The organism is Arthrobacter sp. 08Y14, assembly GCF_002929455.1.
GTDB lineage: Bacteria > Actinomycetota > Actinomycetes > Actinomycetales > Micrococcaceae > Arthrobacter_B > Arthrobacter_B sunyaminii.
This window is the reverse complement of record NZ_PJIX01000002.1, coordinates 741341-757488: the sequence shown is the minus strand read 5'-3', so window position 1 is coordinate 757488 and position 16148 is coordinate 741341. Positions and strand designations below refer to the sequence as shown.

Sequence of the window (16148 nt, the reverse complement as noted above, 5' to 3'; positions counted from 1 at the left end):
GGATGCGCGCCGGACACGGACCGGGCGCCCGCGGTCCGGCTGCGAAACCTTTGAACTTCCGGTCCAGCGTCAAGAGGATCCTGGCCCTGATGAGCCCGGACCGGATGCGGGTGGCACTGGTGATGGTGGCCGCCGTCGTTTCCGTGGCGCTCGCCGTCACCGCGCCGCGGATCCTGGGGGAGGCGACCAACGTCATCTTTGACGGCGTGATCGGCGCCGGACTGCAGCCGGGAATCAGCAAGGCCGATCAGGTGCAGGCCCTGCGCGACTCGGGGGAGGATCAACTGGCGGACATGCTCGCCGCCATGGATGTGGTGCCCGGCCAGGGGCTGGATTTCGGGCGGCTCGGTGTGCTGGTGCTGGGGGTGCTGGCGATCTATCTTGCGGCGTTCTTCTTCGGCTGGCTGCAGGCACGCGTCACCGCCCGGGTGGTGCAGGGGGCCATGTACCGGCTGCGGAAGCAGGTGGACGGCAAGCTGTTCCGGCTTCCCATGTCCCACTTCCAGCGCGAATCACGCGGCGACGTGCTCAGCCGCGTCACCAATGACATCGACAACCTGGCGCAGACGCTTTCCCAGACACTGACCCAGATCATCACCTCCGCGCTCACCATCGTGGGGGTGCTGGGCATGATGTTGTGGCTCTCCCCGCTGCTGGCACTGATAGCCGTGATCACAGTGCCCGTGTCCGCGGTCGTGACCGTACTTATCGCCAGGCGCTCGCAGGTGCAGTTCATGCAGCAGTGGAAGTCCACGGGGGAGGTCAACGGGTACATCGAGGAGATGTTCAGCGCGCAGGACGTGGTGAAGGCCTTTGGCCAGCAGGAACGCGTGGTGGAGGGATTCCGGCCCGCCAACGAGACGCTCTACCGCTCCTCCTTCAAGGCACAGTTCGTTTCCGGCATCATCATGCCCACCATGCAGTTCATCTCCAACCTGAACTATGTGGCGGTGGCAGTGGTCGGCGGTCTGCTGGTGGCCAACGGGCGCCTGTCCATCGGGGGAGTGCAGGCCTTCATCCAGTACAGCCGGCAGTTCTCCCAGCCCCTGGGGCAGATCGGCTCGCTGATCAACATGCTGCAGTCAGGTGTTGCCTCAGCCGAACGTGTGTTCGAACTTTTGGATGAGAAGGAGCAGGACCCGGACCCCAAGGATGCGCTGGCCCTCCATGATGTGCAGGGCCGCGTAGCTTTTGAGCACGTGGATTTCAGCTATTCCCCGGAAGCCCCCCTGATCCTGGACCTGTCCTTTACTGCAGAGCCCGGGCAGACCGTGGCGATTGTCGGTCCCACGGGGGCTGGAAAGACCACCCTGGTCAACCTGCTGATGCGCTTCTATGAGGTGGATTCCGGCAGGATCACCATCGACGGTACGGATATTGCACGCATGCGGCGCGACGACGTGCGGAAGCTGATCGGCATGGTGCTCCAAGATGCGTGGCTGTTCGAGGGGACCATTAGGGAGAACCTTGCCTACGGGGCTCCCGGCGCGACCGACGAACAGATAGTCGAGGCGGCCCGCGCCACCCATGTGGACCACTTTGTGCGCTCGCTGCCCGAAGGGTATGACACGGTCCTGGGATACGACGGCGGTTCGCTGAGCCAGGGACAGCGGCAGCTGATTACCATTGCCCGGGCCTGGCTGGCGAACCCGTCCATCCTGATACTGGACGAGGCAACCAGTTCGGTGGATACCCGAACCGAGATCTCCATCCGCCTGGCAATGAATGCCCTGCGGGAGGCGCGGACCAGTTTCGTGATCGCCCACCGGCTCTCCACCATCCGGGACGCGGACGTCATCCTGGTGGTGCGGCACGGCGAGATTGTGGAACAGGGAACGCATGACGCCCTGCTGGCAGCCGAGGGGTTCTATGCCCAGCTGTACCGGTCCCAGTTTGCCGGGACGGAAACCGTCGCCGAAGGTGCGGGCGACGGGGCGGGGCCGCTGTGACCCGCCTGCCTGCCGGGGCGGCTCTGCCGTGGCAAAATGGAACAGGCATCCATTCCCCAACCTGAAGGCGGTCCCGTGAGTGACGACGTCCTGTCCTGGGTCCGCATCGACGCGGCAAGCTCGGTTCCTCCCTTTGAGCAGCTGAGGGTCCAGATTCTCGACGCTGCCAATGAAGGAAGGCTCCCCGTCGGAACCCGGCTGCCTCCCGTGCGGGCGCTCGCCGCCCGGATGGGCCTGGCCGTAAACACCGTCGCCCGGGCCTACCGCGAACTGGAGCAGGCCGAGGTGGTGACCACGCGCTCGCGGGCCGGAACCGTCATCGCTGCGGCCGGAGACAACGGCAAGCGGCGGGTGGCTGAAGCGGCCCGGATCTTCGCGGACTCGGTCCGTGCCAACGGGGTGGATCCTAAGGAAGCAGTGACCTACGTCGAGACGGCTCTTCGCCTGCGGTGAAACCGCGGTGTCGAATACTTCTTCGAACCAAACGGTGAACTACAGTGGAAAATGTGTCTACAGCTACCTCTTTGATGGCCGATAATGCCAATGAGCCGCACAGCGGCAACGATCTCTCCCGCCTGATCGTCAAGGGCGCACGGGAGCACAACCTGCAGAACGTGGATCTGGATTTGCCGCGTGACGCGATGATTGTCTTTACCGGGCTTTCCGGTTCCGGAAAGTCCTCTTTGGCTTTTGACACCATCTTTGCCGAGGGGCAGCGCCGCTACGTCGAATCCCTGTCCTCCTACGCGCGGATGTTCCTGGGCCAGGTGGACAAGCCGGATGTGGACTTCATCGAAGGGCTGTCCCCGGCGGTGTCCATCGACCAGAAGTCCACCTCCAAGAACCCGCGGTCCACGGTTGGCACCATTACCGAAATCTACGACTACATGCGCCTGCTCTGGGCGCGCGTGGGCACTCCGTTCTGTCCGGTCTGCGGTGAGCCCGTTTCCCGCCAGACGCCGCAGCAGATCGTCGACCAGCTGCTGGAGCTCGAAGAGGGCACCCGCTTCCAGATCCTTGCTCCCGTGGTGCGCGGCCGCAAGGGCGAGTTTGTGGACCTGTTCAAGGAGCTCGCCGCCAAGGGTTACTCCCGGGCCAAGGTCGACGGCGAGCAGATCCAGCTGTCCGATCCGCCCAAGCTCGGCAAGCAGTACAAACACACCATCGAAGTGGTGGTGGACCGGCTGGTCGCCAAGGACGGCATCCGGCAGCGCCTGACCGACTCGGTGGAGACGGCCCTCGCGCTGGCCGACGGCAGGATCCTGGCCGACTTCGTGGACATTGACGAAAAGAGCGACGAACGGGTCCGGGCTTTCTCCGAGCACCTGGCCTGCCCCAACGAGCATCCGCTGGCCATCGATGAGATTGAACCCCGGTCCTTCTCCTTCAACAACCCCTTCGGTGCCTGCCCGGTTTGCACCGGTATCGGCAGCCGGCTCGAAGTTGACGAAGACCTGGTCATCCCGAACCCGAACCTCAGCCTCGCCGCCGGAGCGGTGGCGCCGTGGGCGCTGGGCAACGCCACCCTGGAGTACTGGAACCGGCTGCTGGCCGGCCTGGCCAAGGAACTGGGCTTCTCCATGGACGTGCCGTGGAAGAAGCTTCCGGCCAAGGCGCGCGAAGCCATCCTGAACGGCAAGGACCACAAAGTGGTGGTCCAGTATAAGAACCGCTTTGGGCGTGAGCGGAAGTACAGCACCGGCTTTGAAGGGGTTATCCAGTACATCCACCGCAAGCACCTCGAAACCGAGTCGGACAGTGCCCGCGACCGGTATGAGGAATACATGCGGGAAATTGCCTGCCCCGCCTGCGGAGGAGCGCGGCTGAATCCCGCTTCGCTGTCCGTGCTCATCAACGGCAAGAACATTGCCGAGGCAGGCAGCCTTCCCCTGCGGGATGCCGCGGCGTTCTTCGAGGGCCTGGAATTGACGGCCCGGGAGGCGAAGATCGGTGACCAGGTCCTGAAGGAAATCCTGGCCCGCCTGACCTTCCTGCTCGACGTCGGGCTCGAGTACCTGAGCCTGGACCGGCCGGCGGCCACCCTCTCCGGCGGCGAGGCTCAGCGTATCCGGCTGGCCACCCAGATCGGTTCGGGGCTGGTAGGTGTCCTGTACGTCCTGGACGAGCCGTCCATCGGGCTGCACCAGAAGGACAACCGCCGTCTGATCGAAACACTGGCCCGCCTGCGGAACCTCGGCAACACCCTGATTGTGGTGGAGCACGATGAAGACACCATCCACGAAGCGGACTGGGTGGTGGACATCGGACCGGGTGCCGGTGAGCGCGGCGGCGAAGTGGTCCACTCCGGATCCCTGGAGGGCCTGCTGAAGAACGAGCGCTCCCTGACCGGCGCCTACCTGTCCGGACGGCGGAAGATCGAGATTCCGGCCAAGCGGCGCAAGGTGGACAAGTCCCGGCAGCTGAAGATTGTGGGTGCCCGGGAAAACAACCTGCGCAACATTGACGTCAGCATTCCGCTGGGCGTCTTCACGGCGGTGACCGGCGTCAGCGGCTCCGGCAAGTCCACCCTGATCAACGACATCCTGTATAAGACGCTGGCGGCCAAGCTCAACGGTGCCAAGCACGTTGCCGGCCGGCACACGCGTATTGACGGCCTGGAGAACCTGGACAAGGTCATCCACGTGGACCAGAGCCCGATCGGGCGCACGCCGCGGTCCAACCCGGCCACCTACACCGGCGTCTGGGACCACATCCGGAAGCTCTTCGCGGAGACTACGGAGTCCAAGGTCCGCGGCTACCTCCCCGGCCGGTTCTCCTTCAACGTGAAGGGCGGCCGCTGCGAGGCCTGCCACGGCGACGGCACCCTGAAGATCGAAATGAACTTCCTGCCGGATGTCTACGTGCCCTGCGAGGTCTGCCACGGCGGGCGGTTCAACCGCGAAACCCTTGAGGTGCATTACAAGGGCAAGAACATCGCCGAAGTGCTGAACATGTCGATCGAGGACGCCGCGGAATTCTTCGCCGCCTTCTCTCCGATTGCCCGGCACTTGAACACCCTGGTGGACGTTGGGCTGGGCTACGTGCGGCTCGGCCAGCCGGCCACCACCCTCTCTGGCGGTGAAGCACAGCGCGTCAAGCTCGCTGCGGAACTGCAGAAGCGGTCCAACGGGCGCAGCGTCTACGTGTTGGACGAGCCCACCACCGGCCTGCACTTCGAGGATGTCCGCAAGCTGCTGCTGGTCCTGCAGGGCCTGGTGGACAAGGGCAACACGGTCATCACCATCGAGCACAACCTGGACGTCATCAAGAGCGCCGACTGGCTCATCGACATGGGTCCGGAGGGCGGGAACGGCGGCGGGCAGGTCATCGCGCAGGGAACGCCGGAAAAGGTGGCCAAGTCCGAGGTCAGCCATACCGGCAGGTTCCTCGCGGAAATGTTCGCCAAGCAGAACTGACAGGCATACTTTCCTTTTCGGAAAGAGCGGAACGGAAAAAGGTATTCCCTGCGGGGAATGCCTTTTTTCGTACCGGGGAGTAGGTGTGGGAAACTGTCCCGGTGAAAGAATCCCGGCCATTAGTGCTTTTTGACCTTGACGGAACCCTCGTGGATCCGGCCGGCAGCATCACCGGCGGCATCAGTGCCGCCCTCGCGGCCGGCGGACTTCCCGTTCCGGCAACCGAGGACCTGGAGCGCATGGTGGGCCCGGCGCTGGTCGTTTCCCTCCGGGACATTGCCGGTGTTCCCGAAGAACGGCTGGCCGAGGTTATTGCCCGCTACCGGGCGGGCTACCAATCCGAGGGGATGGCACAGAGCCGCCCCTATCCCGGGATCCGCAGCGTCCTGGAACAGCTGCGGGCATCCGGTTGCCTGCTGGCCGTTGCCACGCAGAAACCTGAGCCGCTTGCCGTTGAGCTGCTTCGGATACACGGGCTTCTGGACCTCTTTGATTCCGTGCACGGCTCACCGGCCGATGAGCAGGCCGCGGCCGGCCTGGACGGTAAGCGGACGATCATCCGTGCCGCACTGATCCGCCACGCAGGGACATTCGACAGCGCCGTCATGGTGGGGGACCGGATGCACGATGTCCACGGTGCCGCTGACAACGCCCTGGACTGCATCGGTGTGGCCTGGGGTTTCGCCGGGGCTGGTGAGCTGGAAGCGGAAGGTGCTGCCGCCGTCGTGCACTCTGCCGGTGAACTGCTGACAGAGCTGGAGCGCTTCCGTGCGCAGGAAGGGACCTGCGCACATGGGAGTCTATGACCTCACCCGGGCGTCCACCCGCGGACTGATTGCCTCGCTGTGCCGGCCCACCGTGATTGGCCTGGAAAACGTGCCGGCAACGGGCCCCTTCATTGTCGCGGCCAACCACCTGTCCTTTTTGGACAGTGTCCTTACCCAGGCCCTGATGCCGCGGCCCGTGGCCTTCTTCGCCAAGGCTGAATACTTCACCGGAACGGGCGTCAAGGGCGCCGCCATGCGCACCTTCTTTGAAGGCGTGGGCTCCATCCCCGTGGAGCGCGGCCAGCAGGCAGCGTCAGTGGCTGCCCTGAAGACCCTGCTGGACCGCCTCGAGGACGGTTCCGGGATTGGCATCTATCCGGAGGGCACCCGGTCACGGGACGGACTGCTGTACCGCGGACGCACCGGCGTCGGCTGGCTGGCCCTGACCTCCGGAGCACCGGTGGTGCCCGTGGGGCTCATTGGCACTGAAAACCTGCAGCCGGCCGGCAAGAAGTGGATCAAGCCGCAGCACTTCACCATGAAGGTGGGAAGGCCGCTCTACTTCTCCAAGACCGGTCCGGACCATGCCCTGCCCGCCCGCCGGCAGGCGACGGACCGGGTCATGGACGCGATTGCGGAACTCAGCGGGCAGGAGCGCGCCGGCAGTTACAACCAGAACAAGGCTGAGGGATAGCCCCCAGTTCAGCGGGCCGCGAAAAGGACGGGTCCGGCGCGGAGCGGTCCCTGGGGCGACCGTAGGATGGAACAGTGGCAGATCCAGCAACATACCGGCCGAAAACAGGGGAAATCCCCACCGCTCCAGGCGTTTACCGTTTCCGTGACGAACACGGCCGGGTCATCTATGTAGGCAAGGCCAAGAACCTCCGCTCCCGCCTGAACTCCTACTTTGCCAATCCCCGCGGTTTGCTGCCCAAGACCCGGGCCATGGTGCACACCGCTGCCAGCGTGGAATGGACGGTGGTAGGCACCGAGCTTGAGGCTTTGCAGCTCGAGTACACCTGGATCAAGGAATTCAACCCCCGGTTCAACATCATGTTCCGGGATGACAAGTCCTATCCCTACCTCGCCGTCACCATGGGGGAGAAGTATCCCCGCGCCCAGGTCATGCGCGGTGACCGGCGGAAGGACACCCGCTACTTCGGGCCTTTCTATCCCGCCAAGGCCATCCGCGAAACCCTGGACACCCTGCTGCGGGTTTTCCCTGTCCGCACCTGCAGCTCCGGCGTCTTCAAGCGTGCCGAGCGCACGGGACGGCCCTGCCTGCTCGGGTACATCGACAAGTGCTCGGCACCGTGTGTTGGCCGGATCAGTGCCGAGGACCACCGTCAGCTGGCTGCGGAGCTCTGCGACTTCATGTCCGGTGAGGGCAAACGCTTCATCTCTTCCCTGGAGAAGGAGATGCAGGCCGCCGTTGCCGAACTGGACTATGAAACCGCGGCCCGGCTCCGGGACGATATTTCCGCCCTGCGGAAGGTCTTTGAACGCAACCACGTGGTGCTTAGCGAAGACACGGATGCGGACATTTTTGCCCTGGAGGAAGACGAGCTTGAGGCTTCGGCCCAGGTGTTCCACGTCCGCGGCGGACGCATCCGCGGCCAGCGCGGCTGGGTCGTGGAAAAGGTGGAAGACAATGACACCGCCGACTTGGTGGAACACCTGATCCAGCAGGTCTACGGCGAAGCGAATTCCACCGACCGCATTCCGCGCCAGGTCCTGGTGCCGGTGCTGCCGCCCAACTCCGATGAGCTGGCCGAGTGGCTGGGCGGGCTGCGGGGGGCGAAGGTTGACATCCGCGTTCCGCAGCGCGGGGACAAGAAAGCCCTGATGGAAACCGTTGCCCGCAACGCCTCGGATGCGCTGCGGCTGCACAAGAGCCGCCGCGCCGGAGACATCACCACGCGGTCGGCCGCCCTGCAGGAGCTGCAGGAGGCACTGGATTTGCCGGTGGCCCTGCTGCGCATCGAGTGCTACGACATTTCCCACGTCTCCGGCACCAACGTGGTTGCGTCCATGGTGGTTGCCGAGGACGGACTTCCGAAAAAGTCGGACTACCGCAAATTCTCCATCACCGGCGACGCCGCACGGGATGACACCTCGGCGATGTACAACGTCATCTCCCGCCGGTTCCGCAACTACCTCGCCGAGAACGCGGACCCCGCAGCGGATCCGGATGCCCGGCCCGAAGTGCCGGCAGGCCTGCCCGCCGACCGCGCCGGAACCGACGTGCAGCCCCTGACGGACACCCTCACCGCGGCGCCGAAAGGCAAGTTCGCCTATCCGCCCAACCTGGTGGTGGTCGACGGCGGCCAGCCCCAGGTGGCCGCCGCTTCACGGGCGCTGGCGGACCTGGGCATCACGGATATCTACGTGGTGGGCCTGGCCAAGCGTCTTGAGGAGGTCTGGCTGCCGGACAGCGACTTTCCGGTCATTCTGCCGCGCGCCTCCGAAGCGCTCTTCCTGCTCCAGCGCATCCGTGACGAAGCGCACCGCTTTGCCATCACGTTCCACCGGCAGAAACGGGCCAAGTCCATGACGGCGTCGCTGCTGGACGAGATTTCCGGGCTGGGGCCGGCCAAACGCACCGCACTGCTCAAGGAATTTGGTTCGGTCAAGAAACTCCGGGCTGCCTCCGTTGAGGACCTGCAGCGTGTTCCCGGAATCGGCCCGGCACTTGCCGCATCGGTGCACGCGCAGCTCACTGCGAAGACGGCCGAGGCGGACGCACCGGCCGTCAACATGACCACCGGCGAAATACTGGAAACTTAGCTAGGCTGGGTCATTGGCTTATTCCCCGGCTGCAGCCGGAAAACCAGTAAGGAACAGGACAACGGAAATGATGGAACAGGACGCGCTGACCCCGGTCAAGCCCGCCGAATCGGAGTTGCTGGTGGTCACCGGCATGTCCGGTGCCGGACGCAGCACGGCCGCCAATGCACTCGAGGACCATGGCTGGTATGTGGTGGAGAACCTGCCGCCGCTGATGCTGGGAACCCTGACCGAGCTTGTTTCCCGCATGCCGCATTCCATTCCCAAGCTGGCCGTGGTCATAGATGTCCGCAGCAAGGAATTGTTCCAGGACATCAGGGAAGCCCTGAGCGGGCTTCGCGCCGCCGGTGTTTCTTACCGGCTGCTTTTCCTCGATGCCGAGGATGACACCCTGGTCCGCCGCTTCGAGCAGGGGCGCCGTCCCCACCCGCTGCAGGAAAACGGCAGCATCCTCGACGGCATTGCGGCCGAGCGCGAGGTGCTGAAGGAGCTGCGGGCCTCTTCCGACGTCATCGTCGACACTTCCAAGCTCAACGTGCATGCCCTTGCCACCACGATCACCGAACTCTTCACCGAATCCGGTCCGATTGTGCTGCGCCTGAACGTCATGAGCTTCGGTTTCAAGTACGGCCTTCCCGTGGACGCAAACTACGTGGCCGATGTACGGTTCATCCCCAATCCGCACTGGGTTCCGCAGCTGCGGCCCCACACGGGTTTGGATACCGATGTGCGGGACTACGTCCTGGGCGCCCACGGCACGCGTGACTTCCTGGACCGCTATGTGGAGGCACTCGAACCGGTCATCGACGGATACCGCCGGGAGAACAAGCACTATGCCACCATTGCCGTGGGCTGCACCGGCGGCAAGCACCGCTCCGTTGCCGTGACTGAAGAGCTGGCCAAGCGCCTCGCCCAGCTGCCGCACGTCACCGTTAGCGCCCACCACCGTGATCTCGGGCGCGAGTAGATGAACTTCCTGACCGGATCCCTGCCCATCGTTCCCCAGCCCGCAGCGGACCGTGGAACGGGCGGACAGGATTCCCGGGCCGTGGTGGCCCTGGGCGGCGGCCACGGACTGTCTGCGTCGCTTTCCGCGCTTCGCCTGCTGACCACCGACTTGACGGCGATTGTCACAGTGGCCGACGACGGCGGATCCTCCGGCCGCCTGCGCGAAGAGCTGGGCGTCCTCCCGCCGGGAGACCTGCGCATGGCCCTTGCCGCCCTGTGCGATGACACGGACTGGGGCCGCACCTGGCGCGATGTCATGCAGCACCGCTTCCAGTCCCGGCCCGGCGTGACCGGTTCGCTGGACAACCATGCCCTGGGAAACCTCCTGATCGTGACCCTGTGGGAGCTTCTGGGGGACCCGGTGGCCGGCCTGCAGTGGGCGGGAGCGTTGCTGGGGGCCCGTGGCCAGGTCCTTCCCATGTCCACTGAGCCCCTCACCATTGAAGGCGACGTTCAGCGCCGCCCGGAACATGGCGGACGGTTGGAACTGGTCACCGGGCAGGCCCGGCTTGCCGCTGCCGGTGTCCGGGGAAAGGTCAGCGAAGTTCGGCTGACCCCGGCGGATGCTCCGGCCTGTCCGGAAGCCCTGGCGGCCATCGAACGGGCCGATTGGATCATCCTGGGTCCGGGGTCCTGGTACACCTCCGTACTTCCGCATTTGATGCTGCCGGACCTGCGGAATGCGCTGTGCCGCAGCAGCGCCAAGGTGTGCCTGACCATGAACCTCAGCAATGAAACCAAGGAAACAACGGGCATGTCGGCGCTGGACCATCTGGCGGAAATCCGGCGGTACGCCCCGGAACTCAAGGTCGATGCTGTGCTGGCGGATCCCGGCGTGATCGAGGATCCGGACGCCTTCAGCGACGCCGTCGCCGGCATGGGCGGACGGCCTGTCTTCGGTAAGGTGGGGTCAGCGACGGGGCGGCCGATCCACGATCCGCTGCGCCTGGCAACCGCGTACCACGATATCTTTGGGGAGAACTAGGAGTGTATTTGTGGCGTTGACCGCAGCAGTAAAAGAGGAACTTTCACGGCTGGACGTGAAAAAGTCCTCCGTCCGCAAAGCGGAAGTATCGGCCTTGCTGCGATTCGCCGGAGGACTGCACATCATCTCCGGCCGCATTGTGATTGAAGCAGAAGTGGACCTGGCGTCCACGGCCCGGCGGCTCCGGGCCGCCATTGCCGAGGTGTACGGGCACGCCGCGGACATCATTGTCGTGTCCGGAGGGGGCCTGCGCCGCGGCAACCGGTACGTGGTGCGCGTGGTCAAGGACGGTGAATCCCTGGCCCGCCAGACCGGCCTCCTGGACGCCCGCGGGCGCCCGGTCCGGGGCCTGCCCTCCGTGGTGGTCAACGGCTCCGCAGCCGACGCCGAGGCCGTATGGCGCGGTGCGTTCCTGGCCCACGGTTCACTGACCGAGCCGGGCCGCTCATCCTCCCTGGAAGTCACCTGTCCCGGCCCCGAGGCAGCACTGGCGCTGGTGGGCGCCGCCCGCCGGATCGGCATCGCTGCCAAGGCGCGGGAAGTGCGGGGCATCGACCGGGTCGTGATCCGCGACGGCGACACCATTGCCGCCCTGCTCACCCGCATGGGCGCCCACGACGCCCTGATGGTGTGGGAAGAGCGCCGCATGCGCAAGGAAGTCCGGGCCACGGCAAACCGGCTGGCAAACTTCGACGACGCCAACCTGCGCCGCTCGGCGCAGGCTGCCGTTGCCGCCGGTGCCCGGGTGGACCGGGCGCTGGACATCCTGGGCGATGACGTTCCGGATCATCTGCGCTATGCCGGTGAGCTGCGCGTGGCGCACAAGCAGGCGTCCCTTGACGAACTGGGACACCTGGCTGATCCACCCATGACCAAGGACGCCATCGCCGGCCGGATCCGCCGCCTGCTGGCCATGGCCGATAAGCGGGCAGCTGAATTGGGCATACCCGGCACTGAGGCCAATGTGACTCCTGAGATGCTTGACGAGTAGCGTTGAAGCATAAGATGGGCTAAGCATGCTGCCCATTGGCGGCGCTCAAAGTTTCCGGGCGGAAAACCCTGTCCGGATAACCGATCCGACTTTTATTGGAGGATTTTTGTGAACGAATACACACTGCCGGAACTTCCCTACGATTACGCCGCGCTGGAGCCCAACATCTCCGCCCGCATCATGGAGCTTCACCACGACAAGCACCACGCGACGTACGTTGCCGGAGCCAACACGGCGCTGGCGCAGATGGCTGAAGCGCGTGAAAAGGGCGACTTCGCAACCATCCCGAAGCTTTCCAAGGACCTGGCTTTCCACGTTGGCGGCCACGTCAACCACAGCATCTTCTGGAACAACCTCTCTCCCGAGGGCGGCGACAAGCCGGTCGGAGAACTCGCAGCAGCCATTGACGACTTCTTCGGCTCCTTCGATGCGTTCCGCGGCCAGTTCACCGCTGCCGCAACCTCGCTTCAGGGCTCCGGCTGGGCCCTGCTGGCCTATGAGCCCCTTGGCAAGAACCTCGTCATCGAGCAGCTCTACGATCAGCAGGGCAACGTCCCGGTTGGCACCATCCCGCTGCTGATGCTGGACATGTGGGAGCATGCCTTCTACCTCGACTACGTCAACGTGAAGGCAGACTACGTCAAGGCCTTCTGGAACATCGTTAACTGGGCAGATGTGGCCACACGGTTCGATGCCGCGCGCAACGGTGCCCACTCGCTGGTGCTCCCCGCGTAATTCTGGTCTCCGAACGCTTTTCTGCCTCCGTACCGGTTCGCTCAGGGGACCCGGCGCGTAGGATGATTTCGAGGGTTCCCGCCCCGCCGTACGGCTCGGCGGGAACCTCTTGGAGTCACCGGGAAGGTGTTCGCCGTTCGTCCCAGGATTGTTCAGGCAACCCGTCCCCGCCCGACCAGTGGCCTACGCACACAGGGGTCACGCTTCTTCGGTACACCGCAATCAAGGAGACAGAAAAGTGACTACTCGTGTTGGAATCAACGGCTTCGGACGCATCGGTCGAAACTACTTCCGCGCAGCACTGGAGCAGAACGCCGACCTCGACATCGTGGCCGTCAACGACCTCACCAGCCCCGAAACCCTTGCCCACCTCCTGAAGTACGACTCCGTGACCGGCCGCATCGGCACTGATGTGGAAGTGCAGGGCGGAGACCTGGTTGTTGGCGGAAAAACCATCAAGGTCCTCGCCGAGCGGGACCCCTCAAACCTCCCGTGGAAGGACCTCGGGGTTGACATCGTCATCGAGTCCACCGGGTTCTTCACCAAAGCCGAGGACGCCAAGAAGCACCTCGACGCCGGCGCCAAGAAGGTCCTGATTTCCGCTCCGGGCAAGGGAGCGGACCGCACCATCGTCATGGGTGTGAATGACAGCGAATACAATCCGGACACCGACAACATCGTGTCCAACGCTTCCTGCACCACCAACTGCCTGGCACCGCTGGCCAAGGTCATCAACGACGCGTTCGGGATAGAGCGCGGACTCATGACTACCGTCCACGCCTACACCGCGGACCAGAACCTCCAGGACGGCCCGCACCGGGACCTTCGCAGGGCCCGTGCCGCGGCGCTGAACATCGTGCCCACAACCACCGGTGCCGCCAAGGCAATCGGCCTCGTCATCCCGGAACTCGACGGTAAGCTGGACGGCTTTGCCCTCCGGGTGCCGGTTCCCACCGGGTCCGTCACCGACCTCACGGTGACCCTCGCGAAGGAAGCCAGCGTCGAGCAGATCAACGAGGCGTACAAGGCTGCCAGCGACGGCGCCCTGAACGGCTATCTCCGGTACACCGATGAGCCGCTGGTGTCCTCGGACATCGTGACGGATCCGGCCTCGTGCATCTTTGATTCGGGGCTGACCCGCGTCATGGGCAACGAGGTCAAGGTGGTCGGCTGGTATGACAACGAGTGGGGCTACTCCTGCCGCATGGTGGACCTGACCAAGCTGGTTGCCTCCAAGCTGTAAGGCCGCTTCCGGCACTGCCGGCTGCCCTGCAAAGCCCACAAGCCCCCCAATGCCCGCAAGGGACGTAAAGGTAGACATGACAGTCAAGACTCTTGAGGAACTGATCAACGACGGCGTCGATGGTCGGTATGTGCTGGTCCGCTCGGACCTGAATGTGCCGCTGGACAACGGCACTGTGGCCGATGACGGACGCATCCGTGCGTCTATCCCGACCCTTCAGAAACTGGTGGAACACGGCGCCAAGGTGATCGTCATGGCGCACCTGGGACGGCCCAAGGGCACACCGGACGAAAAGTACTCGCTGCAGCCCGCCGCGGATCGGCTGGACGAGCTCGCACCGTTCTCGGTCGAGTTCGCCGCCGACGTGGTGGGGGAGAGTGCGCACGAGCTGGCGGGTTCGCTGGCAGCCGGCTCAGTCCTGGTGCTGCAGAACATCCGCTTCGATCCGCGCGAAACGTCCAAGAACGACGACGAGAGACTGGCCCTCGCACGTGAACTGGCCGGGCTGACCGGAGACAACGGCGCCTACGTTGACGATGCCTTCGGCGCCGTACACCGCAAGCACGCCAGTGTGTACGACATTGCCGAGATCCTCCCCGCGTACGAGGGCGACCTGGTGCACACCGAGGTCGAGGTGCTCAAACGGCTTACCGAAAACCCCGAGCAGCCCTACGTCGTCGTTCTCGGCGGTTCAAAGGTTTCGGACAAACTGGCCGTCATCGAGAACCTCATGGAACGCGCCGACTACCTGCTGGTTGGCGGCGGAATGGTCTTCACCTTCCTGGCCGCCCAGGGATACAACGTTGGGGCGTCGCTGCTGGAGTCGGACCAGATCGAGAAGGTCAAGGGGTACCTCAGCCGCGCCAAGGAGGTCGGCTGCGAGTTTGTGCTTCCCACCGACATCGTGGTGGCGGACAAGTTCGCTGCTGACGCCGACGTCGACGTGGTTCCGGCCGATGCGATGGAGAGCAGCCGGTTTGGTGCCTCCGGCATCGGCCTGGACATCGGTCCGGATTCAGCCGCGGCCTTCGCCGAGAAGATCGGTTCAGGCCGGACCATTTTCTGGAACGGTCCCATGGGCGTGTTTGAGTTTGATGCGTTTGCCAACGGCACCCGCACGGTTGCGCAGGCGCTGAAGGACTCCTCCGGCTTTTCCGTGGTTGGCGGCGGCGACTCCGCGTCGGCTGTCCGGAAGCTTGGCTTCAGCGACAGCGACTTCGGGCACATCTCCACCGGCGGCGGCGCTTCCCTGGAGTACCTGGAAGGCAAGAAACTGCCCGGCCTGACGGTCCTGAACCAGTAAGACCCCTGTGCGGGCCGCTGCCAGCCGGCGGCGGCCCGCACTCCCATGTCCGCTTTCCGCCAGGCAGCGGCATGTTCACCCCCAAGCCATTTGATGAAGAATATTTGAAACCGGAGCGATGATGACTACCTCGACCAACGGCAAGTTTGATAGGACACCGCTGATCGCGGGCAACTGGAAGATGAACATGGACCATGTCCAGGGCATCACCCTGCTGCAGAAGCTTGCCTGGACCCTCAAGGATGCACAGCACGACTACCACCGTGTGGAGGTGGCGATTTTCCCGCCGTTCACCGACCTCCGCAGCGTCCAGACGCTGATCAAGGGTGACAAGCTTGAGATCGAATACGGTGCACAGGATCTGTCGCCCAAGGACTCCGGCGCCTACACCGGAGACATTTCCGGCCAGTTCCTGTCCAAGCTGGGCTGCAAGTACGTCCTGGTGGGCCACAGTGAACGCCGGACCGTGCACGGGGAATCCGATGAGCTGCTCAACGAAAAGCTCAAGGCTGCGTACCGCAATGATGTCATTCCGGTGCTTTGCGTGGGTGAGGGACTGGAAATCCGCCAGTCCGGCCAGCACGTGGCGCACACCCTGGAACAGGTCCGAAAGGACCTCGCCGGTCTTGACGCCGAACAGGTTTCCGCACTGGTCATTGCCTATGAACCCATCTGGGCCATTGGCACGGGTGAGGTTGCCGGCCCCGCAGACGCCCAGGAAATGTGCTCGGCCATCCGCGCCGAGATTGCGAACCTGTACGACGATGCCGTAGCCGCCAAGACCCGGTTGCTGTACGGCGGCTCCGTCAAAGCACAGAATGCGGCGAGCATTCTGAAGGAACGCGACGTGGACGGTGTGCTTGTTGGCGGCGCCAGTTTGGATGTGACCGAATTTGCTAATATTGTCAGGTTCGAACAACATCTGGTGACCGACTGATTTGCAGCTGACCTGCACCGCAGTGCA

13 protein-coding genes are annotated in these 16148 nt (G+C 64.4%); all 13 read left to right on the top strand.

The genetic code is table 11. The features are described from left to right. Positions 1 to 2 precede the first annotated feature (2 nt). The 13 genes from CXR03_RS10070 to tpiA all read left to right on the top strand — a co-directional run bounded on the left by CXR03_RS10070 (position 3) and on the right by tpiA (position 16121). Positions 3 to 1949: an ABC transporter ATP-binding protein gene (locus tag CXR03_RS10070; RefSeq protein WP_104104090.1), complete on the top strand. Its 1947-nt coding sequence runs from the start codon at positions 3 to 5 to the stop codon at positions 1947 to 1949. 75 nt (positions 1950 to 2024) lie between these two features. Next, positions 2025 to 2402, top strand: coding sequence for a GntR family transcriptional regulator (locus tag CXR03_RS10065; protein WP_258073588.1), 378 nt, complete (start codon positions 2025 to 2027; stop codon positions 2400 to 2402). Between the two features lie 74 nt (positions 2403 to 2476). Continuing rightward, a complete protein-coding gene (uvrA, locus tag CXR03_RS10060; RefSeq protein WP_104103657.1) occupies positions 2477 to 5365 on the top strand; it encodes an excinuclease ABC subunit UvrA in 2889 nt (962 codons plus the stop codon). 101 nt (positions 5366 to 5466) lie between these two features. Next, on the top strand, positions 5467 to 6171 hold the full coding sequence (locus CXR03_RS10055; protein ID WP_258073587.1) for an HAD hydrolase-like protein: 705 nt from the start codon (positions 5467 to 5469) through the stop codon (positions 6169 to 6171). Next, a complete protein-coding gene (locus CXR03_RS10050) occupies positions 6158 to 6826 on the top strand; it encodes a 1-acyl-sn-glycerol-3-phosphate acyltransferase (RefSeq protein ID WP_104103655.1) in 669 nt (222 codons plus the stop codon). Before CXR03_RS10055 ends, CXR03_RS10050 begins: the two co-directional genes overlap by 14 nt. A 74-nt stretch (positions 6827 to 6900) precedes the next feature. Further along, entirely contained in the window at positions 6901 to 8919 is a 2019-nt protein-coding gene (gene uvrC / locus CXR03_RS10045) for an excinuclease ABC subunit UvrC (protein WP_104103654.1), read from the top strand. A 67-nt stretch (positions 8920 to 8986) separates the two neighbouring features. Beyond that, positions 8987 to 9886 (top strand): RNase adapter RapZ, encoded by a 900-nt coding sequence (gene rapZ, locus CXR03_RS10040; RefSeq protein ID WP_104054189.1) that lies wholly within the window; start codon positions 8987 to 8989, stop codon positions 9884 to 9886. Further along, complete coding sequence (gene yvcK, locus CXR03_RS10035; protein WP_104054190.1) at positions 9887 to 10912, top strand: gluconeogenesis factor YvcK family protein; 1026 nt, start codon at positions 9887 to 9889, stop codon at positions 10910 to 10912. It abuts the gene before it with no gap. 10 nt (positions 10913 to 10922) lie between these two features. Then, on the top strand, positions 10923 to 11903 hold the full coding sequence (whiA, locus tag CXR03_RS10030; protein ID WP_104054191.1) for a DNA-binding protein WhiA: 981 nt from the start codon (positions 10923 to 10925) through the stop codon (positions 11901 to 11903). Between the two features lie 108 nt (positions 11904 to 12011). Beyond that, positions 12012 to 12638: a superoxide dismutase gene (locus CXR03_RS10025; RefSeq protein ID WP_104054192.1), complete on the top strand. Its 627-nt coding sequence runs from the start codon at positions 12012 to 12014 to the stop codon at positions 12636 to 12638. Between the two features lie 238 nt (positions 12639 to 12876). Next, the gene (gap, locus tag CXR03_RS10020; protein ID WP_104103653.1) at positions 12877 to 13881 is read left to right on the top strand and encodes a type I glyceraldehyde-3-phosphate dehydrogenase; all 1005 of its coding nucleotides are present in this window, start codon (positions 12877 to 12879) and stop codon (positions 13879 to 13881) included. A gap of 76 nt (positions 13882 to 13957) precedes the next feature. Beyond that, the gene (gene pgk, locus CXR03_RS10015) at positions 13958 to 15184 is read left to right on the top strand and encodes a phosphoglycerate kinase (protein ID WP_104103652.1); all 1227 of its coding nucleotides are present in this window, start codon (positions 13958 to 13960) and stop codon (positions 15182 to 15184) included. 121 nt (positions 15185 to 15305) lie between these two features. Next, positions 15306 to 16121 (top strand): triose-phosphate isomerase, encoded by an 816-nt coding sequence (gene tpiA / locus CXR03_RS10010; protein WP_104103651.1) that lies wholly within the window; start codon positions 15306 to 15308, stop codon positions 16119 to 16121. The last annotated feature ends 27 nt before the right edge of the window (positions 16122 to 16148 follow it).